This is a genomic window from Faecalibacterium gallinarum (assembly GCF_022180365.1).
Taxonomy (GTDB): domain Bacteria; phylum Bacillota; class Clostridia; order Oscillospirales; family Ruminococcaceae; genus Faecalibacterium; species Faecalibacterium gallinarum.
Window position 1 is genome coordinate 33991 of sequence record NZ_BQKV01000022.1, and the last position, 18678, is coordinate 52668.

At 61.6% G+C, this 18678-nt stretch carries 16 protein-coding genes; 8 read left to right on the forward strand and 8 right to left on the reverse strand.

Features of this window, described 5'->3' with window-relative positions:
• The first annotated feature begins 79 nt into the window (after window positions 1-79).
• The 6 genes from JCM17207_RS03135 to pflA all read left to right on the forward strand — a co-directional run bounded on the left by JCM17207_RS03135 (window position 80) and on the right by pflA (window position 8510).
• Complete coding sequence (locus JCM17207_RS03135; RefSeq protein ID WP_238316208.1) at window positions 80-1231, forward strand: acyltransferase family protein; 1152 nt, start codon at window positions 80-82, stop codon at window positions 1229-1231.
• Between the two features lie 133 nt (window positions 1232-1364).
• Entirely contained in the window at window positions 1365-2153 is a 789-nt protein-coding gene (locus JCM17207_RS03140) for a hypothetical protein (protein ID WP_238316209.1), read from the forward strand.
• Window positions 2154-2156: 3 nt separating this feature from the next.
• On the forward strand, window positions 2157-3764 hold the full coding sequence (locus JCM17207_RS03145) for a glycosyltransferase family 4 protein (RefSeq protein ID WP_238316210.1): 1608 nt from the start codon (window positions 2157-2159) through the stop codon (window positions 3762-3764).
• A gap of 165 nt (window positions 3765-3929) precedes the next feature.
• Window positions 3930-4970 (forward strand): lysylphosphatidylglycerol synthase transmembrane domain-containing protein, encoded by a 1041-nt coding sequence (locus tag JCM17207_RS03150; RefSeq protein ID WP_238316211.1) that lies wholly within the window; start codon window positions 3930-3932, stop codon window positions 4968-4970.
• A gap of 533 nt (window positions 4971-5503) precedes the next feature.
• On the forward strand, window positions 5504-7756 hold the full coding sequence (pflB, locus tag JCM17207_RS03155) for a formate C-acetyltransferase (RefSeq protein WP_238316212.1): 2253 nt from the start codon (window positions 5504-5506) through the stop codon (window positions 7754-7756).
• Complete coding sequence (gene pflA, locus JCM17207_RS03160; RefSeq protein WP_238316213.1) at window positions 7743-8510, forward strand: pyruvate formate-lyase-activating protein; 768 nt, start codon at window positions 7743-7745, stop codon at window positions 8508-8510. Before pflB ends, pflA begins: the two co-directional genes overlap by 14 nt.
• Before the next feature lie 169 nt (window positions 8511-8679).
• Here pflA and JCM17207_RS03165 read toward each other — a convergent pair whose 3' ends face one another.
• The 7 genes from JCM17207_RS03165 to JCM17207_RS03195 all read right to left on the reverse strand — a co-directional run bounded on the left by JCM17207_RS03165 (window position 8680) and on the right by JCM17207_RS03195 (window position 15915).
• A complete protein-coding gene (locus tag JCM17207_RS03165) occupies window positions 8680-9411 on the reverse strand; it encodes a class I SAM-dependent methyltransferase (RefSeq protein WP_238316214.1) in 732 nt (243 codons plus the stop codon).
• A gap of 120 nt (window positions 9412-9531) precedes the next feature.
• Window positions 9532-10245: an ABC transporter ATP-binding protein gene (locus JCM17207_RS03170; protein ID WP_238316215.1), complete on the reverse strand. Its 714-nt coding sequence runs from the start codon at window positions 10243-10245 to the stop codon at window positions 9532-9534.
• 3 nt (window positions 10246-10248) lie between these two features.
• Window positions 10249-11079 (reverse strand): ABC transporter ATP-binding protein, encoded by an 831-nt coding sequence (locus JCM17207_RS03175; RefSeq protein WP_238316216.1) that lies wholly within the window; start codon window positions 11077-11079, stop codon window positions 10249-10251.
• A 3-nt stretch (window positions 11080-11082) separates the two neighbouring features.
• Window positions 11083-12090 (reverse strand): branched-chain amino acid ABC transporter permease, encoded by a 1008-nt coding sequence (locus JCM17207_RS03180; protein ID WP_238316217.1) that lies wholly within the window; start codon window positions 12088-12090, stop codon window positions 11083-11085.
• Between the two features lie 15 nt (window positions 12091-12105).
• A complete protein-coding gene (locus JCM17207_RS03185) occupies window positions 12106-12984 on the reverse strand; it encodes a branched-chain amino acid ABC transporter permease (RefSeq protein ID WP_238316218.1) in 879 nt (292 codons plus the stop codon).
• Between the two features lie 135 nt (window positions 12985-13119).
• Window positions 13120-14316, reverse strand: coding sequence for an ABC transporter substrate-binding protein (locus JCM17207_RS03190; protein ID WP_238316219.1), 1197 nt, complete (start codon window positions 14314-14316; stop codon window positions 13120-13122).
• A 240-nt stretch (window positions 14317-14556) separates the two neighbouring features.
• Window positions 14557-15915, reverse strand: coding sequence for an MATE family efflux transporter (locus JCM17207_RS03195; RefSeq protein WP_238316220.1), 1359 nt, complete (start codon window positions 15913-15915; stop codon window positions 14557-14559).
• A 124-nt stretch (window positions 15916-16039) separates the two neighbouring features.
• Between JCM17207_RS03195 and JCM17207_RS03200 the strand changes: the two genes are divergently transcribed.
• Both JCM17207_RS03200 and JCM17207_RS03205 read left to right on the forward strand, forming a co-directional pair.
• Window positions 16040-16966 (forward strand): LysR family transcriptional regulator, encoded by a 927-nt coding sequence (locus JCM17207_RS03200; protein ID WP_309295401.1) that lies wholly within the window; start codon window positions 16040-16042, stop codon window positions 16964-16966.
• A 55-nt stretch (window positions 16967-17021) separates the two neighbouring features.
• A complete protein-coding gene (locus JCM17207_RS03205) occupies window positions 17022-17579 on the forward strand; it encodes a biotin transporter BioY (RefSeq protein WP_238316221.1) in 558 nt (185 codons plus the stop codon).
• Window positions 17580-17646: 67 nt separating this feature from the next.
• On the opposite strand, the gene argF is transcribed toward JCM17207_RS03205, so the two are convergent.
• Window positions 17647-18642 (reverse strand): ornithine carbamoyltransferase, encoded by a 996-nt coding sequence (argF, locus tag JCM17207_RS03210; RefSeq protein WP_238316222.1) that lies wholly within the window; start codon window positions 18640-18642, stop codon window positions 17647-17649.
• Between the last annotated feature and the right edge of the window lie 36 nt (window positions 18643-18678).

Sequence of the window (18678 nt, forward strand, 5' to 3'; positions counted from 1 at the left end):
AATTTTGTCGATTGCTTATATTTTTTCGCTTCCATCCTGAGTCCAACGCTGGAAGTGGCCCAAGAGGAGGAGCTTTTTGATGAAATCCACCAAGCCACGTACTGCCAGTTCCCTCGGTATGTTCGACCTTTTTAAGGGACTGGGCATAGCGACCGTGGTTTTTGTACATACCGCCGAGCTGTATGCGCTGAACACCAGCGGCGGTATCTCCATTTCCACCTTCCTGATCTTTATTTACCGCGAAGCGCTGATGTCAGCGTTCTATATCGCCAGCGGCTATGGCTTCCGGAAGCGGTCCATCGGCAAATGCATCCACCAGCAGCTTAAGGGCGTGCTGCCGCCCTATCTGTACGCGGTGGCCGCCACTGCGGTGATCCACCTGGCCTTCCACTACGCCTGTTTCGGCATCTGGGAAAACTCTGTGGCCGAGACAGGCAAAGTTCTGGGCGGGATGCTGCTGGGGCTGCCCCACACCGCCGAGTACTTCGGGATCACCTTCTTCTCCTGCGGGCCCATGTGGTACCTGCTGGCCATGGCGGTGGGCTGGATCATCCTGGATATCCTGATGAACACCTTCCCCGAGCGGTACATCCCCTATGCGGTGGTGTTTACCATGGTTCTGGGCTGGGCCACCTGCCTGGTGTGGGAGCTGCCCTTCTGCCTGTCCCAGGGCATGACCGTGGTGCCCTATCTGTACATCGGCTATCTGGCCAAAAAGCGGCATTGGTTCGACCAGCCCCTGTCCTTTAAGTTCAAGGGCCTGGTGCTTTTGTGCGCTCTGCTGGCTGCCGGCGGCGCTCTGGCCACCCAGTCCACCGACAATATGTCCATGGGCGAATGGACCCTGGGCCCGGTGGGTATCCTCTGCAATGGGGTCATCGGCTTCTGGGCGGTGCACTGGTTCGTGGGCCTGAGCCGGAAGTGTGAGGGCTCTCTGGCCCACACCCTGGAAAATGTGGGCCGCCGCTCCCTCCAGATCTTCTGCGTCCATACGGTGGAGCTGACGGCGGTGCCCTGGTACCTCTTTGCGGCTCAGTTCGCCGCCACCCCCCTGCTGGGTCTTTTGCTGCATTTTGCCCTGCGCTGCTGGCTGATCTTAATCGTCTGCCTGTTCCTGGTCAATCGCCGGCGGATCTTCCGGCTGCGGCCCCGGCGCAGCGCCCGCACCGCTCCGACCGCCACAGCTACAACCACCGCCCCCTTCTCCCGCTACGCCTCCCGGCACGGGTAAAACAGCCCCCCCTGCGGCGGGGGGCGTATCATCCCTTGCAAAATCGCCCAAACTCCCTCTGAACCGCGCTCCATACAGATCCCGCCGGGCTCCGGCCGGATCTTTTTAAAATACTGTGAGAGGTGAATCTGGCATGCCCCCTGAAACCAAGCAAACCCCACTCGAGCGGATCGCAGAGCTGGAACAGCAGCTGGCACTTGCGGATGAAGGCGTCTCCAAACTGGCCCGGCGCTGCCTGGCTCTGGAGCAGGAGCTGCAGGACTATCTGTCCAAGCACGCCCGCCACGACAACGACGCCAACCCTGCCCTGTTACAGCCCAAACTCTTCTACGACCGCGGCACCGGCTTTTCGGAGCAGGATTCTCTGTCGGCGCCCCTGTCGGCCTACCAGCCCTCCACCCGTTCGGTCTCGGCGGTGTTTGAGCTGCCCTGTGAGGCCCGGGCCCTCCGGCTGGACCCCGGCGAGCTGCCCTGCTATGTCACCGGGCTGACCCTGTCGGACGACGAGCTGACCCCCTGCCCCCAGAACGGTATTCAGCTGGAAGAGGGCCGCACCCTGTTTGCCCGGTCCGACCCCAACTACCGGCTGGAAAGCGAGAGCCGGCTGCCCGCAGGAACCAAAATCATTGTATCGTACAACTACTACCCCCTGATCCAGAGCGCCGACGAGCCCCTGTTTGACGCCATGCTCCAGGCCATTGAGCAGACCGAAAAAAAGGAGGCGGACGCCCGGGCCGACGCCGCCGGGCAAGCCCAGCAGGCGGCCCGGCAGGCCCAGGAGATTCAGCAGCTTTCCCGGCTGTTGGCCGAAGCACGGCAGCAGACCGAGGCCTACCGCGTCTCCCTGGAGCAGATGCAAGCCAGCACCTGCTGGCGGCTGACTGCGCCGGTGCGCGGCATTCTGCGGATCATAAGAGGATAAAACATGTATAGCAACTACGCCAAATTACAGCAGCTCCAGCTGCCCAAACAGCCCTATTACGAGACCCAGAACACCTATCTGTTGGTGTATGCCCCAGGGCGCAGCCGCGCTCTGGAAAACACCCTGGACTTTCAGCTGCACCGCAAGTTCCGGCTGGTGTCCGAGCTGGGTGCAGCTCTCACGCCCTCGGTGGCGGGGGTGGTGGTGGTGGCTGAGGACGTAGAGTTTCTGAGCACCACCCTCTCCTACTTTGCCCAGGCTTTGCAGGAGGGATCAGACTTCGCCGCCTGTGACGCTGTGTTCGGCTTTGAGGGCGACACCGCCCTTTACCGCGGGCCCAAGCATCTGGCGGGGGCGCGGTGCGCCGTCCTCTCCCGGGGGCTGCTGGAAGAATGCCGGGATGCGGGCTGCGACCTCGGCCAGCCCGGGGCTCTGCTGACCCTGGCGGCCGGCCGGGCCCAAAACCCCCGGCACATTCCCCAGGCGCTTTTGCGCTACCGGCGAGAGATCTCGGCCGGGGATATCTTTGGGGAGAAGGACCGCCGGGCCCTGCTGCTGAGCCACGAGCTGAACATGACCGGCGCCCCCATTGTGGCGGTGAGCGCCCTGCCCATCCTCCAAAAGCTGGGGTACGAAGTGGCGGTCCTGGGCCCCTCGGACGGGGGTTCCCTCCCCCTCTTTGTGGAGGCGGGGGCATCGGTGGTCACCAACCCCGACTGCGTCACCTCTTCCACCCTGTGGGGGCTGGCCACCGGCTGCGACTTTGTCCTGGCCAACACGGTGGTGGAGGCCGAGGCCATCCGGATGCTGAACGGCGCGCCGGTGCCGGTGCTGTGGTGGCTCCACGACGCGTTCGCGGGGTACGGCTACATCGCCCATCGGGTCCCCAAACAGCTGGCGGAAAATATCCACGTCTGCGCCGTGGGTTCCCATGCCACAGCGGCCATGCACTCCATCCGGCCCGACTTTTTCATCCGGCAGCTGATCTATGGCCTGCCCGATTACGCGCAGGAGAGCTTTGGGACATACGACACCGGTTACGCCCAGGGCCGCCCCCTCTTTGTGAATGTGGGCGCCTTTGAACGGCGCAAAGGCCAGGATATCCTGGTGCAGGCCATCCGGCTTCTGCCGGAGGAAACCCGCCGCCGGGCGGCCTTCCTCTTTGTGGGCAAAGGTTCGGACAAGGCCCTTCTGGCCCAGGTGCGGGAGCTGACCCGGGACTGCCCCGAGGACGTCTTTTACGTCAAGCGGCTGGAACGGCCCGAGATCAAATCCCTGATGGCTCAGTGCGCCTGTGTGGTGTGCAGCTCCCGGGATGACCCCATGCCCACCTTTGTCACCGAGGGGCTGATCTTCGGCAAACCCTCCATCGTCTCGGAGCACACCGGCACCGCCGGCCTGGTCACCGAAGGGGTGGACGGCTTCATCTACCGGGACGACGACCCCGCGCAGCTGGCCCAGCGGCTCCAGTACGCCATCGACCACCCCGAACAGCTGGCCGGGATGCAGTCGGCCTGCCGCACCCTCTACGAAAAATATTACTCCCCCCGGGCTTTTGAAGAAACCCTCACCACCTATGTGCAGGAGTTCGACAAAGCCCCCGAGGAATAACGTCAAGCCATTCCGGCCCGGAGAGCTCTTCCTCTCCGGGCTGTTTTGCGCTGTTTTCAGACAGAAAATTCACATTCAGGCGGTAAACTTTTGCCATCGGTTGTGCTATACTAGACTATATTCCGCCCCAGGGCCCCGGCCGCCGGGCGGAGAAAGGAGTTTTCTATGATGGATTCGGAATCTTCTTCCAGCCGCCCTTCCGGCAAGCGGGCGCTGCTTTCCCTGCTGGTTTTGCTGGCGCTGACGGTCCTCATGTTCTATCTGTTCAAGGATCATCTGGACGAGATCCAGGCCGCCCTGAAGCAGATCACCCTGCCCCAGGCCCTGCTTCTGCTGGCCCTGGGGGCCAGTTTTCCCCTTTTGGACGGGCTGATCGCCCAGCAGATGCTCCGCAGCCGCAAACCCGATTTCACTTACCGCCAGGGTGTGGGGGCGACGCTGCTGGGCACCTTCGGCAACGTGGTCACTTTTGGAGCCGGCACTCTGCCCATGCAGGGCTACTACCTCTACCGCTGCGGCGTGATGGTGGGCCCCGGCGTGGGTCTGCTGACTCTGGCCTATGTTTTCCATAAAACAGCGGTGCTTTTATACGGGCTGTGTCTGCTGTTTTTCCAAATGGAATGGTTTCTGGGCGGCGCCCGTGAGGCGGCCCAATACCTCCTGCCCGCCTGTGCGGTGGTGGCCGCCATCATCCTGGCTTTGATTCTGGTCTGCGCCAGCGCCCGGGTTCAGGGGCTGGTGATCCGGGCCATGAACCTTCTGCCCAAGTCCGAAGCCTGGCAGAAGCGGCGGGCCGGCTGGACCGAACAGCTCAACGAGCTGGGGGGCGAGAGCCGCCGCCTGCTGGCCAATAAGCCCCTCTGCCTGCGGCTGCTGGGCATTCAGCTGGTCAAACTGTCTCTGCTCTACACCATCCCCTGGCTGGGCATCCGGTTTATGGGGCTGGAACCCCTGGGCTTCTGGCAGGCCCAGATGCTGGCGGCGCTGATGATGCTGCTCTCCAACGCCCTGCCCAACGTGGCGGGGATGGGCTCCATTGAGACCGCTTTTCTGCTGGTGTTCCAGAGCTTTCTGGGGGCCAGCGGCGCTATGTCGGCGCTGGTGCTCTACCGGCTGGCCAGCTATTACCTGACCTTCGCCATGAGCGCCGTGGCCTTCTTCCTGATTCAGCACCGTCTGGGGGCCGAGCCTCAGGACAAAGCCTGAACCACTCCTTACAAGATAAAAAGCGGGGCGATCCGGCTGGTCAGACCGGGGCCCCGCTTTTTCTGCCTTGGTGGGGGATACAGCGGGCGCAAACCATAAGCCGCGCCGCATCCGCCCGGGGAAAGGAGAAAATGAAAAATAGAATGGAGGAATGGCGCAGCGGAAGAATTTTCTCTCCATTAAGTTAGTTTTATCTAACCTTGCTGCACCCAAAGAATACCATATCCCGCCGCGCCTGTCAAGAGGAATTCGCACCCCGAGGTGAAAATCCTGTATCTTGTGGGTGGCTTGTGCTATCTACACAAAAAATGGGGTTTTGGCTGGCAAAATTTCTCGATGCCCAAAGTCCCCCTCCCCCTCTTGCTTTTTTATGGTTTCATGTTATTATAAATACAGCCGGTGAGGCTGGGCGCGTCCAACCCCCGGCAGGAAAGACCATTCCGGTTATCAAGGGCCCTTTGCGTTGTGTACGGGCCCTTTCTATAACTCCGAGTGGTTAGCGTTTTCTAACTATAAAAATCAGGAGGTTACTCATGAAGGATTATACCCAGTGGGAAGGCTTTGAGGGCCGCATCTGGAAAGAAGAAGTCAACGTCCGGGATTTCATCCAGAAGAACTACACCCCTTATAACGGGGATGAGTCGTTCCTGGCCGGCCCCACCGAAGCCACCGACAAGCTCTGGGGCGCTTTGCAGCAGCTGCAAAAGGCCGAGCGTGCCAAGGGCGGCGTGCTGGACATGGAAACCGAAGTGGTCAGCAGTCTGACCGCCTACGGTCCCGGCTACATCGACGAAGCCCTCAAGGATCTGGAACAGATCGTCGGCCTGCAGACGGATAAACCCCTCAAGCGTGCCTTTATGCCCTACGGCGGCATTAAAATGGCCGAGCAGGCCTGCACCACCTACGGCTATCAGCCCAGCGCCGAGCTGCACAAGATCTTCACCGACTACACCCGCACCCACAACCAGGCGGTGTTTGACGCCTACACCCCCGAGATGAAGAAGGCCCGCCACAGCCACATCATCACCGGCCTGCCCGACACCTACGGCCGCGGCCGGATCGTGGGCGACTACCGCCGGGTGGCCCTCTACGGCATCGACCGCCTGATCGAGGAAAAGCAGCACGATCTGGCTAACTGCGGCGACGGCACCATGACCGACGACGTGATCCGCCTGCGGGAAGAAGTGGCCCGCCAGATCTCCGCCCTGAAGGGGATGAAGAAGATGGCCGAGGCCTACGGCTACGACATCTCTCAGCCCGCCCAGAACGCCAAGGAGGCCTGCCAGTGGCTCTACTTCGGCTATCTGGCCGCCATCAAGACCCAGAACGGCGCCGCCATGAGCGTGGGCCGGATCTCCACCTTCCTGGATATCTACATCCAGCGGGATCTGGAGCGTGGCCTGCTGACCGAGACCCAGGCACAGGAGCTGATCGACCACATGGTCATGAAGTTCCGGATGGTCAAGTTCGCCCGCATCCCCAGCTACAACCAGCTCTTCTCCGGCGACCCGGTCTGGGCCACCCTGGAGGTGGGCGGCATCGGGATGGACGGCCGCAGCATGGTCACCAAGACCTGCTACCGCTTCCTCCACACCCTGGAGAACATGGGCCCCGCCCCCGAACCCAACCTGACCGTCCTCTACTCCTCGGCCCTGCCCGAAAACTTCAAGAAGTACGCCGCCAAGGTGTCCATCAACACCAGCTCGGTGCAGTACGAGAACGACGACGTGATGAAGCCGGTCTGGGGCGATGACTACTCCATCTGCTGCTGCGTGTCCGCCACCCAGACCGGCAAGGAGATGCAGTTCTTCGGCGCCCGGGCGAACCTCGCCAAGTGCCTGCTCTACGCCATCAACGGCGGCGTGGACGAGAAGAACGGCGAGCAGGTGGGCCCCCAGTACGCCCCCATCACCAGCGAGTACCTGAACTACGACGAGGTCCTGCCCAAGTACGTCCAGATGCTGGACTGGCTGGCCGGGCTGTACGTCAACGTGCTGAACCTGATCCAGTACATGCACGACAAGTACTACTATGAGGAAGCCGAGATGGCCCTCATCGACACCGACGTCCGCCGCACCTTCGCCACCGGCATCGCAGGCTTCTCCCACGTGATCGACTCCCTGAGCGCCATCAAGTACGCCAAGGTCAAGACCGTCCGGAACGAGGCCGGCCTGGTGGTGGACTACGTCACCGAGGGCGAGTTCCCCAAGTACGGCAACGACGACGACCGGGCCGACGAGATCGGCGTCTGGCTGCTGCGGACCTTCCTGGAGATGATCAAGAAGCGCCACACCTACCGCAATTCGGAGGCCACCACCTCCATCCTGACCATCACCTCCAACGTGGTCTACGGCAAGTACACCGGCGCTCTGCCCGACGGGCGGAAGGCTTACACTCCCTTCGCCCCGGGCGCCAACCCCAGCTACGGCGCGGAGCAGAACGGCCTGCTGGCCAGTCTGAACTCGGTGGCAAAGCTGCCCTATCACTGGGCTCTGGACGGCATCTCCAACACCCAGACCATCAACCCCGACGCTCTGGGCCACAGCGAGGCCGAGCGGGTGGAGAACCTGGTCCAGGTGATGGACGGCTACTTTGACCAGGGCGCCCACCACCTGAACGTCAACGTCTTTGGCAAAGAGAAGCTGCTGGACGCCATGGAGCACCCCGAGAAGGAGGAGTATGCCAACTTCACCATCCGTGTCTCGGGCTACGCGGTCAAGTTCATCGACCTGACCCGCGAGCAGCAGATGGACGTTATCGCCCGCACCTGCCATGCAAGCATGTGAGACAAAGGGGCTGGTCCACTCCCTGGAGAGCTTCGGCTCGGTGGACGGCCCGGGGGTCCGGTTCGTGGTATTTTTGCAGGGCTGCGCCCTCCGGTGCAAGTACTGCCATAACCCCGAGACCTGGGCCTGCGGCCAGGGCTGCGGCGGCCAGGAATGGACCGCCGGGGACCTGTTCCGCCACGTCTGGCGGTACCGCAACTACTGGGGCAAAAAGGGCGGCATCACCGTCAGCGGAGGCGAGCCCCTGTTGCAGCTGGACTTTGTCACCGAGCTGTTCCGGCTGGCCCGGGAGAAGGGCGTCCACACCGCCCTGGACACGGCAGGGCAGCCCTTCCGCCCCGAGGACCCGGTCTATCTGGCCCGGTTTGACAAGCTGCTGGAATCCACCAGCCTGGTTCTATTGGACCTGAAAGAGATGGACCCGGAAAAGCACCGGGCCCTCACCGGCCAGTCCAATGAGAACATCCTGGCCCTGGCCCGGTACCTCTCGGACAAGGGCATCCCCCTCTGGATCCGCCATGTGCTGGTGCCCGGCCTGACCGACGACGAGGCGGGGCTCAAACAAATGGGCGAGTTCATCGCCAGTCTGAAAACGGTGGAGCGAGTAGAGGTTCTCCCCTACCACACCCTGGGGGTCTTTAAGTGGAAGCAGCTGGGCATCCCCTATCCCCTGGAAGGGGTGCCCACCCCCACCGACGAGGCCGTCCGGCGGGCCCAGCAGCTGCTGGGAACAGAGTGTTATCCCCAAGGCTAATTCTACAAAACGTATAAGAAAAGCGCGGGCCGCGTAAAAACAGCCCGCGCTTTTTTGTTTATATTGCCAGTGCCCGGGGGTGTCCCCGCCAGGGCATCCATTCCGATCTGTAATAATCGGTCAGAAAAATACCGGCCGCCGAAGCAGCCGGTAGAAGAAAAGCTGGATTTTACTTTTTCCGGGCCGACACTAGGAGCATCATGGGGCGGCGCATTTCGTCCTTCATCCCCGGCAGATCCATCATATTCTCGGGGGGCTGGGGCTCCACAATCCGGCACAGTTCAAACCCCGCCCGGAGCAGGGTGTCCAGATAGGTGGTCAGGGTCCGGTGGTATTTAACCACCTTTTCCCCCAGGAAAATGGCCTCCCGCCGGCCCTCGTAATAGTAGTTATCCACCGGGAAGTGGAGGATCTCCCCTTTTTCGTTGTAGTACCAGTCCTGGCTGCCGTAGGCGGTAAAGACCGGGTGCTCCACCGAAAAGACGAAGTCCCCGCCCGGGGTCAGCCATCTGTAAATCCGCTCCACCAGGGGCCCGAACGCCTCCACATAGTGGAAGGCGAGGGAGCTCAAAACCACATCGAAGCTCCCCGCCGCAAAGCACAGGTCCTCCATGGCGGCCCGCTGATAGGTGATCTGGGGCGCGGGGTTGAGCTGCCCGGCCTTTTGGAGCATCTTCTCCGAGAGGTCAGTGCCCAGAACCGAGGCCGCCCCCTGGTCCGCCGCGTATTTGCAGTGCCAGCCGTAGCCGCAGCCCAGATCCAGCACCCGCTTGCCCCGGAAATCCGGCAGCAGCTTTTGGAGCTCGGACCACTCCCCGGCTCCTTGCAGGCCCTGTTGGGAACGGGTCATCTGGCTGTATTTCTGGAAAAAGGTTTCGTTGTCGTAGTGATTCTCTTTCATTGCGGTATCTCCCATGCAAACATCTAAAACTGGTTTTTCAAACGTTCACATGGGCTGCTGCAATTTTTTGGCAGATAATACCCCCGCACATTTTCGCTCTCTCCTGTTTATGGGTTTCGATCAGCCGCCCAGATAGGCCTTGCTGACCTCCTCGTTGGTGAGGAGCTCTTTGCCGGTGCCCTCCATGACGATCCGGCCGGTTTCCAGCACATAGGCCCGGTCGGCGATGGAAAGGGCCATCTGGGCGTTCTGCTCCACCAGCAGGATGGTCATGCCCTGCTTGTGGACGTCCTGGATGATCTTGAAGATCTCCTGCACCAGCAGGGGCGACAGGCCCATGGAGGGCTCGTCCAGCATCAGCATGGAGGCCCCGCTCATCAGGGCGCGGCCCATGGCCAGCATCTGCTGTTCGCCGCCGGACAGGGTGCCCGCCATCTGGCGGCGGCGCTCCTTCAGCCGGGGGAAGAGGGAGTAAACCTTCTCCATGTTGGGGGCGATGGTGCCCGCCGGCTGGGTAAAGCCGCCCATCTCCAGGTTCTCCTCCACGCTCATGTGGAGGAAGACCCGGCGCCCCTCAGGCACCTGGGCCAGGCCGGACTCCACGATCTTGTGAGCCCGCATCCCCCGGATGTTCTTGCCCTGGTAGACAATTTCGCCCGTCTTGGGGTGGAGCAGGCCGGAGATGGTTTTCAGGGTGGTGGATTTGCCCGCGCCGTTGGCGCCGATCAGGGTGACGATCTCGCCCTGGTTGACCTGGAAGGAAATATCCTTGATGGCGTGGATGTTGCCATAATAGACGTTGATGTTCTCAACTTTCAGCATCGTTTCGGCCATGGCTCAGCCCTCCTTTTTGCCCAGATAGGCCTCGATGACCTGGGGATTGTTGCGGATCTCATCCGGGGTGCCCTTGGCGATGACCCGGCCGAAGTTCAGCACCGCGATGCCCTCGCAGATGCCCATGACCAGGTTCATGTCGTGCTCGATCAGCAGGATGGCCAGGTCGAACTCCTCCCGGATCCGGCGGATGGTCTCCATCAGCTCGGCGGTCTCAGAGGGGTTCATGCCGGCGGCGGGCTCGTCCAACAGCAAGAGCTTCGGACGGGTGGCCAGGGCCCGCAGGATCTCCAGACGGCGCTGGGCGCCATAAGGCAGACTGCCCGCGGTGGTCTCGGCCAGGTCGGCCATGTGGAACAGGTCCAGCAGCTCCAGGGCTTCCTCGGTGGTCCGCTTCTCCTGCTTCCAGAAGGAGGGCATCCGGAAGACCGCCGAGGCCAGGTTGTAGTTCATGGACTCGTGCAGGCCCACCCGGACGTTGTCGATCACCGACAGGTCCTTGAACAGGCGGATGTTCTGGAAGGTACGGGCCACGCCCATCCGGTTGACCTGATAGGCCTTTTTGCCGGCGGTGGGCACGCCATCCAGCAGGATGGAGCCCCGGGTGGGCTGGTAGACGTTGGTCAAGAGGTTAAAGACGGTGGTCTTGCCCGCACCGTTGGGGCCGATCAGGCCGGTGATCTCGTTGCGGCCGATCATCAGGTTAAAGCCATCCACGGCGGTCAGGCCGCCGAAGTCGATGCCCAGTTCACGCACGTCCAGGATGGGGCGCTTGTCCTTGTCCCGCTCGGTCAGGAAACCGCCGGAAGGAATACTATACAGTTTATCGCTCATGGCTCAGCGCTCTCCTTTCCGGTTCATAACCTTTTCGATGATGCGGCTCAGGGAGAAGTCATAGCTGCCCAGCAGTCCGCCCGGACGGAAGATCATCATAAAGACCAGCACCAGGGAGTAAATCACCATTCGGTAATCGGCGAAGCTGCGCAGAGCCTCGGGCAGGATGGTCAGCACGCTGGCCGAGAGGATGGAGCCCAGCATGGAGCCCATGCCGCCCAGAACCACCATGACCAGGATCTCGATGGACTTCATGAAGCCGAAGCTGGACGGGTCCAGAACGCCCAGGTAGCAGGCGTAGAGGCCGCCCGCCAGACCCGCAAAGGCCGCCGAGAAGGAGAAGGCCATGACCTTATAGTAGGTGGTCTGGATGCCGCAGGACTCGGCGGCGATCTCGTTGTCCCGGATGGCCAGGATGGCCCGGCCGTGGCGGGACTTCATCATGGCGTGGATGGCAAAGCAGGTGATGACCACGCAGACAAAGACCGTCCAGTAGTTGGAGTACTTGGGAATGTTCTTCAGGCCCTTTGCGCCGTAGAACAGGTCGTACCCCAGCACGTCGTCGATGTTGTTCAGGGTGATCCGGATGATCTCGCCAAAACCCAGGGTCAGGATGGCCAGATAGTCGCCGGTGAGCCGCAGGGCGGGGATGCCGATGGCCACACCGAAGAGACCGGCCATCAGGGCGCCCAGGGCCAGGCCCAGGGCGAAGGACAGGCCGTTGAGGTTCTCCGGCAGGGGGCTGTACTTGGTGAAGAGGGCGCAGGTGTAAGCACCCACCGCCATAAAGCCCGCGTGACCCAGGGGCAGCTGGCCCAGGTAGCCGGTGGCCACGTTCAGAGAAACCGCCAGAATGATGTTGATGCCCACCAGCAGCAGAACCTTATTCTGGTAGGTGGACAGGACGTTCTGGGTCAGGTAGTTGAGTACCAGGAACAAAACGCAGATCAGCACTGCATTGATGGAGTAGCGCAGCTGCATCTTGAGGGTTTTGCGTTTGACAGTGTACATGATTTAAACCCCTCCTTAGACCTTTTCCTGCACCTTGCGGCCCATAAAGCCGGTGGGCTTAATCAGCAGCACCAGAATCAGGATCGCAAAGGTGACGGCGTCACGCCAGGCCGACAGGCCGATGGCCGAGACAAAGCTCTCGCACAGGCCGATGGCGATGCCGCCGATCATGGCCCCCGGGATGGAGCCGATGCCGCCCAGAACGGCGGCGACGAAGGCTTTCAGGCCCAGCATGGAGCCCATGGTGGGGGTCGCCTGGGGGTAGCTGCAGCAGTAAAGCACCGAGCCGATGCCGGCCAGGGCCGAACCCACCGCAAAGGTAAAGGAGATGGTGCTGTTGACGTTGACGCCCATCAGCCGGGCGGCGTCCATATCCTCCGAGACAGCCCGCATGGCTTTGCCGAGCTTGGTCTGCCGCACCAGGAAGGAGAGCACCAGCATGGAGGCCACCGTCACCGTCAGGGTGATGATGGCGGTCAGGCCCAGGTTGACATCCCCCAGGCGGAAGACTTTGCTCTCAAAGTAGGCCGGGATCACCTTGGCCCCCGAGCCCAGCAAAAGCTCGGTGGTGTACTCCAGGAAAAAGGAGACGCCGATGGCGGTGATCAGCAGGGAGATACGGGGTGCGCCCCGCAGGGGGGTATAGGCGATCTTCTCGATCACCACGCCCAGCACCGTACAGGTGATGATGGAGGCGCAGACCGCCGCCACCGGGCCCAGGCCCAGCTGGCTCATGACGAACCAGGACATATAGGCGCCCACCATGATGATGTCGCCGTGGGCAAAGTTGAGCAGCAGGATAATGCCGTACACCATGCTGTAACCCAGTGCAATCAGCGCGTAGATGCTGCCCAGGGAAAGGCCGTTGATCAGCTGACTAAAGAACACGGTCATTGTTCCAGATACATCCTTTCTTCAGGGCGCGGGCGCGCCCGAATTTTGAAACCATGAAAAATGCGGAGACCTCCGAGCACTTCGGTTCGAGCGATCTCCGCAGGGTTCATACGTCCTTTATGCCCAAGGCCCGGATTAGTACTGCTCTTTCAGGACAGCCTCGCCGTTCTCAAAGGTCAGGATCGCCGCGGTCTTGATGGGGTTGTTGTGCTCGTCAAAGGTAAAGCTGCCGGTGACGCCCTCGATGGTGCCGTTCTTGATGGCGTCGATCACGGCCTGCTTGTACTCGTCGGTAGCGGGCTCCAGACCAGCCTCCTCGGCGGCCTGGATGCCGTAGCACAGGGTGACGGCGGCGTCATAGCCCAGGGGCGCGAAGCCGTTGGGGTATGCCTCGCCGTACTTCTCCTCGTAGGCGCTCTCGAACTCAGGAGCCGCGCCCACAGCGTAGTTGGCGCAGAAGTAGCTGTCCTTCAGCTGGTCTGCGGTGGCGTAGCCGGCCACGCCGTCCCAGCCGTCGCCGCCCAGGAAAGGCACATCCAGGCCAACGCTCTCGGCCTGAGCCAGGATCTGGCCCACATCCTCGTAGTAGTTGGGGCAGAAGACGACCTCGGGGTTCTTGCCCAGGATGGTGGTCAGCTGGGTCTTGAAGTCCACGTCGCCCTTGGAGTAGCTCTCGGAGGCGACGATCTCGCCGCCGTTGGCCTCGAACTCGATCTCAAAGTTCTCTGCCAGGCCCTCGTTGTAGTCAGCGCCCTTCTGGAAGATGACGGCGGCCTTGCGGTAGCCCAGCTTCTCGTAAGCGTAATCCGCCATCTTGATGCCCTGGTAGGGGTCGGTGAAGGTGGTGCGGAAGACGTTCGAGTAAACGGTGTCGGTCTCGGCGTCGTAGGTCACAGCCTCGGCGGTGGCGGAGGCGGTCACCATGGGCATATTGTAGTCCTGGCTCTCGGCCACAACCGCCAGGGTGGGGGCGGTGGTGACATCGCCGATCAGGCCGGTGATGCCCTCGTCCACCATCTGGGTGAAGCAGTTGACCGCCTGGGTGGCGTCGCCCTGCTCATCCATCAGGATGACTTCGATCTGCTTGCCGTTGATGCCGCCGGCCTCATTGACCTGCTCCAGGTACAGCTGCACGCCGTTGGAAACAGCCAGGCCGTAGTTGGAAACCTCGCCGGTCAGGGGAGCCAGAACGCCCACCTTGATGGTATCACCGGCAGAGGCGGCGGCGGAACCCGCCGTGCTGGAAGAAGAACCGCATGCGCTCAGCGCACCAGCTGCGGCCACAACGCCGGCAGCAGCCAGGAACTGACGGCGGGAAATCAGCTTTTTCATATGTATACCCTCCATTAGTCGTTCATTTTGCTGTGTGACTGCCTGAAAAGACAGAGCAAGGAGGCCTCTCTCCGTAAGCCTCCTTGCTTGGTATCATTATAGCTGTCCGCCAATTTTGCTGCAATTCACAAAGCAGACATAGTTTTTTCATAGATGAGCTGATTTTATTGTCAGGTTGAACAAATTTTACTTTCGTTATGCGATTCTATTCAACTTCGGCAAAATCCGCTCAAGAAAAATTCACGCTTCTGCACAGATTTGTTCACTCTGGGGCGCCCGGGCCACGGCGGTATAATAGAACACCAGGGAGACCGCTGCGCCCACAGCCCAGCCGATGGGCCAGGCCAGCCAGATGCCGGTGGAGCCCAGGGCAGTGCCCGACAGGAAGATGGCCAGGGCCACACGCAGGATCAGGTCGGTGAAGGTGGCCACCATAAAGCGTCCCATCATGGCGCAGCCACGGAGCACGCCGTCGGCCACCAGCTTGGCCGAGACCACAAAGTAGAAGGGAGCCACAATCCGAAGGAAGAGCAGGCCGGTCTCGGTGGCCATGGCGCTGGCGGTGTCGTTCATGAAGAGGTAAAGCAGCCACCGCCCCGCGAAGAAGTAGAGGGCCACCAGGGGCAGGCAGATGGCCCAGACCAGTTTCATGCCGGAGACAAAGCCCTCCCGCACCCGGTCCATTTTCTGGGCGCCCATGTTCTGGGAGGTGTAGTTGGAGATGCCGTTGCCCAGGGTGGTGAAGGAAGTGACCACCAGGTTATTCAACTTAATGGAAGCGGAGTAGCCCGCGATGACGCTGGCGCCGAAGCTGTTGATGACCGACTGAATCACGATATTGCCCACCGAGATAAAGCTCTGCTGCAAAATACTGGGCACCACCACCACGGCGATGGTCCGGAGCATCTTCCAGGAGAACCAAACCATCTTGCCCTCGGTGTGGACGCCCTTGAGACGCCGGAACACCACCCACAGGGCCAGCACGCAGCTGATGCTCTGGCAGAGGAAGGTTGCCCAGGCAACGCCCGCAACCCCCATATCGAAGGCGGTGACAAAGAGGATATCCACCGCAATGTTGGCCGTAGAGGAGGCCGCCAGGAAGTAGAAGGGGGTCTTGCTGTCGCCCAGGGCCGAGAAGATGCCGGTGGCTACATTATAAAAGAACATGAAGGGCAGGCCCAGCACATAGATGTCCAGATACAGCTCCGAATCCGCCAGGATCTCGGCGGGGGTGTTGATGAGCCGGAGCAAAGCGTCGCTGCCCAGCAGGCCCACCCCCATCAGGGCGGCGCAGAGCACCGCGCAGCCGATCATGGAGGTGGAGACGGCGGTCTTCATCTCGGAGTAGTTCTTGGCGCCGAAGAACCGGGAGACCACCACCGAGCTGCCGATGTTGCACCCGAAGGCGAAGGCAATGAAAATCAGGGTGATCTCGTAGCTGTTGCCCACGGCGGCCAGGGCGTTCTCGCCCACAAACTTGCCCGCCACCAGGCTGTCCGCAATGTTATATAACTGCTGGAAGATCACGCTGCCGAACATGGGCAGGCAGAACCGCCAGAGCACGGTATAAGGGTTGCCTACCGTTAAATCCTTATTCATGAAATATCTCCTCCCATTCCATCCGCTTTTTCACAAAGCGACTGTTGTATTTTTTGCCAAAAAGAATTATAATTTTTTTGCAGGCATATGTAAAAGGTATTTTTTGTATGGCTGGCATCAGCTTTTGACATATTTTCGAGGTGAGACCATGTCCATCCCCTACGACTACTACCGGATTTTCTATTATGTGGCGCGTTACCAGAGCCTGACCCGGGCGGCGCATGCGCTCCAGAGCAACCAGCCCAACGTCACCCGCACCATCAACGCCCTGGAGCGGGAATTGGGGTGCCGGCTGTTCCAGCGCTCCCATCGGGGGGTGACCCTGACCCCCGAGGGGGAAAAGCTCTTTGCCCACGTCCAGATCATGCAGGAACAACTGCAGGCCGCCGAGTACGAGCTGGCGGGCAGCCGCAGCCTCCAGAGCGGATCGGTGTCCATCGGGGCCAGCGAAACCGCCCTGCATGGGCTTTTGCTGCCGGTGCTTCGGCGATTCCGCCAGCAGCACCCGGGGGTCCGGTTCCAGATCACCAACCACTCCTCCCCCCAGGCGGTGGCGGCCCTGCGGGCGGGGCTGGTGGAGCTGGCGGTGGTCTGCACCCCCTGCGACGAAATTTCTAAACCGCTGGCGGAGATCCCCCTGCGCCCCACCCAGGATGTTTTGGTGGCCGGGCCGGAGTATGCCGATCTGGCCGCCCGGCCTCTGACCCTTCAGGAGGTGGCGGACCTGCCCCTGGTCTGTCTGGGGCCGGGCAGCTCTACCTATACCTTTTTCGGCCAGCTCTTCGCCCAGCAGGGTCTCACCCTCTCCCCTGATATCCAGGCCGCCACCGCCGACCAGATCCTTCCCATGGTGCGGTACGGGCTGGGGCTGGGGTTTGTGCCCATGGAGCTGGCCCGGGGCCCTCTCGAAAAAGGGGAAGTCATCCAGCTGAGCCTGGACCAGCCCATCCCCGCCCGGTGGATCAGCCTGGTGAAGGACAAGAGCCGTCCCTTGAGCGTCGCCGCCCTGGAACTGGAAAAAACCCTGCGGGCCGCCGCCCGGGAGGGTTGACCCCAGCGCCTCGGGCCGCTATACTTTCATATAAAAAAGGAAGTGTGATGCCGTCATGAAAGAACATAAATTCACCCTGACCCCCGCCCAGCTCTCGGTCACCGCCCTGATAACCGCCGTCATGTGCGTTCTGGGGCCTTTGTCCGTCCCCATCGGGGCGGTGCCCATCTCCCTGACCAACCTGGTGATCTGCCTGGCCGCCTGGCTGCTGGGCGCCCGGCTGGGCACCCTGAGCGTTTTGGTCTACCTGCTGCTGGGTGCGGTGGGGCTGCCCGTCTTTTCCGGCTACGGCGCCGGGCTGGCCAAGCTGGCGGGCCCCACCGGCGGCTATCTGGTGGGCTTTTTGCTGACCGCCTGCATCGGCGGCTGGTTCATTGAACGGAGCAACGGCCGTCCCCTGCCCTCGGCGGTGGGCCTGGCCCTGGGCATCGCGGCCAGCTATGTACTGGGCACCGCCTGGTTTGTGATCCAGATGCAGTGTGATCTGGGCTATGCTTTGACCGTCTGCGTCTGGCCCTTCATCCCCTTCGACCTTTTAAAGATCGCCGTCAGCGTCCCTCTGGGGGCCCTGATCCGCCGCCGCCTGCTCCAGGCCGGGCTGCTGCGGCTCTGAAAATAATAACCAATAAAAACACCCGCCGGGTTCTCCCCAGCGGGTGTTTTTGTCTCAGAAGTTTTGATTACCCCTCATAGCCCAGGGTAGCAGCCATGACCGCCTTGATGGTGTGCATCCGGTTTTCGGCCTCGTCAAACACGATGCTCTGGGGGCCCTCGAACACCTCGTCGGTGACCTCCATGGCGTCCCGGCCGAACCGCTCGCCCATCTCCTTGCCCACAGTGGTCTTGTGGTCGTGGAAAGCGGGCAGGCAGTGCATGAACACCGCCTGAGGCCCGGCCAGCTCCATCAGCTCCTGGTTGATCTGGTAGGGGGCCAGGTCGGCGATCCGCTCGGCCCAGACCTCCACCGGCTCGCCCATGGAGACCCACACGTCGGTGTAGAGGACATCGGCGCCCTGGGCGGCCTTGTGGGGGTCGGTCTCAAACCGGATGGTAGCCCCGGTCTGGGCGGCGATGGCCTGGCACTGGGCCACCAGAGCCGGGTCAGGCTGGTACTTGGCGGGGGCACAGGCCGTGAAGTTCAGGCCCATCTTGGCACAGCCCACCATCAGGCTGTTGCCCATGTTATAGCGGGCATCGCCGAAATAGACAAAGTTGATCCCCTTCAGATGGCCGAAGTGCTCCCGGATGGTGAGGAAGTCGGCCAGAATCTGGGTGGGGTGAAATTCATTGGTCAGGCCGTTCCAGACGGGGACACCGGCATAGTGGGCCAGCTCCTCCACAATCTCCTGGCCGTAGCCCCGGTACTCGATGCCGTCGAACATCCGGCCCAGCACCCGGGCGGTGTCGGCGATGGATTCCTTTTTTCCAATCTGGCTGCCGGAGGGGTCCAGATAGGTAACCTCCATCCCCAGATCGTGGGCCGCCACCTCAAAGCTGCACCGGGTGCGGGTGGAGGTCTTCTCGAAAATCAGGGCGATATTCTTGCCCCGGAGGGTGTCGTGGCGGATGCCCGCCTTCTTTTCGGCCTTGAGCTTGGCCGCCAGGTCCAGCAGTTCGCCGATCTCCTCGGGGGTGTAGTCCAGAAGCTTCAAAAAGCTGCGGTTCTTCATGTTCATGTATAATCATCCCTTTCGTGGCTATATCATCGTATA

Bases quoted from the DNA above. Each gene is read 5' to 3' on its own strand.
- JCM17207_RS03135 (WP_238316208.1), top strand. From the start codon at position 80: ATGAAATCCACCAAGCCACGTACTGCCAGTTCCCTCGGTATGTTCGAC.
- JCM17207_RS03140 (WP_238316209.1), top strand. From the start codon at position 1,365: ATGCCCCCTGAAACCAAGCAAACCCCACTCGAGCGGATCGCAGAGCTG.
- JCM17207_RS03145 (WP_238316210.1), top strand. From the start codon at position 2,157: ATGTATAGCAACTACGCCAAATTACAGCAGCTCCAGCTGCCCAAACAG.
- JCM17207_RS03150 (WP_238316211.1), top strand. From the start codon at position 3,930: ATGATGGATTCGGAATCTTCTTCCAGCCGCCCTTCCGGCAAGCGGGCG.
- pflB (WP_238316212.1), top strand. From the start codon at position 5,504: ATGAAGGATTATACCCAGTGGGAAGGCTTTGAGGGCCGCATCTGGAAA.
- pflA (WP_238316213.1), top strand. From the start codon at position 7,743: ATGCAAGCATGTGAGACAAAGGGGCTGGTCCACTCCCTGGAGAGCTTC.
- JCM17207_RS03165 (WP_238316214.1), bottom strand. From the start codon at position 9,411: ATGAAAGAGAATCACTACGACAACGAAACCTTTTTCCAGAAATACAGC.
- JCM17207_RS03170 (WP_238316215.1), bottom strand. From the start codon at position 10,245: ATGGCCGAAACGATGCTGAAAGTTGAGAACATCAACGTCTATTATGGC.
- JCM17207_RS03175 (WP_238316216.1), bottom strand. From the start codon at position 11,079: ATGAGCGATAAACTGTATAGTATTCCTTCCGGCGGTTTCCTGACCGAG.
- JCM17207_RS03180 (WP_238316217.1), bottom strand. From the start codon at position 12,090: ATGTACACTGTCAAACGCAAAACCCTCAAGATGCAGCTGCGCTACTCC.
- JCM17207_RS03185 (WP_238316218.1), bottom strand. From the start codon at position 12,984: ATGACCGTGTTCTTTAGTCAGCTGATCAACGGCCTTTCCCTGGGCAGC.
- JCM17207_RS03190 (WP_238316219.1), bottom strand. From the start codon at position 14,316: ATGAAAAAGCTGATTTCCCGCCGTCAGTTCCTGGCTGCTGCCGGCGTT.
- JCM17207_RS03195 (WP_238316220.1), bottom strand. From the start codon at position 15,915: ATGAATAAGGATTTAACGGTAGGCAACCCTTATACCGTGCTCTGGCGG.
- JCM17207_RS03205 (WP_238316221.1), top strand. From the start codon at position 17,022: ATGAAAGAACATAAATTCACCCTGACCCCCGCCCAGCTCTCGGTCACC.
- argF (WP_238316222.1), bottom strand. From the start codon at position 18,642: ATGAACATGAAGAACCGCAGCTTTTTGAAGCTTCTGGACTACACCCCC.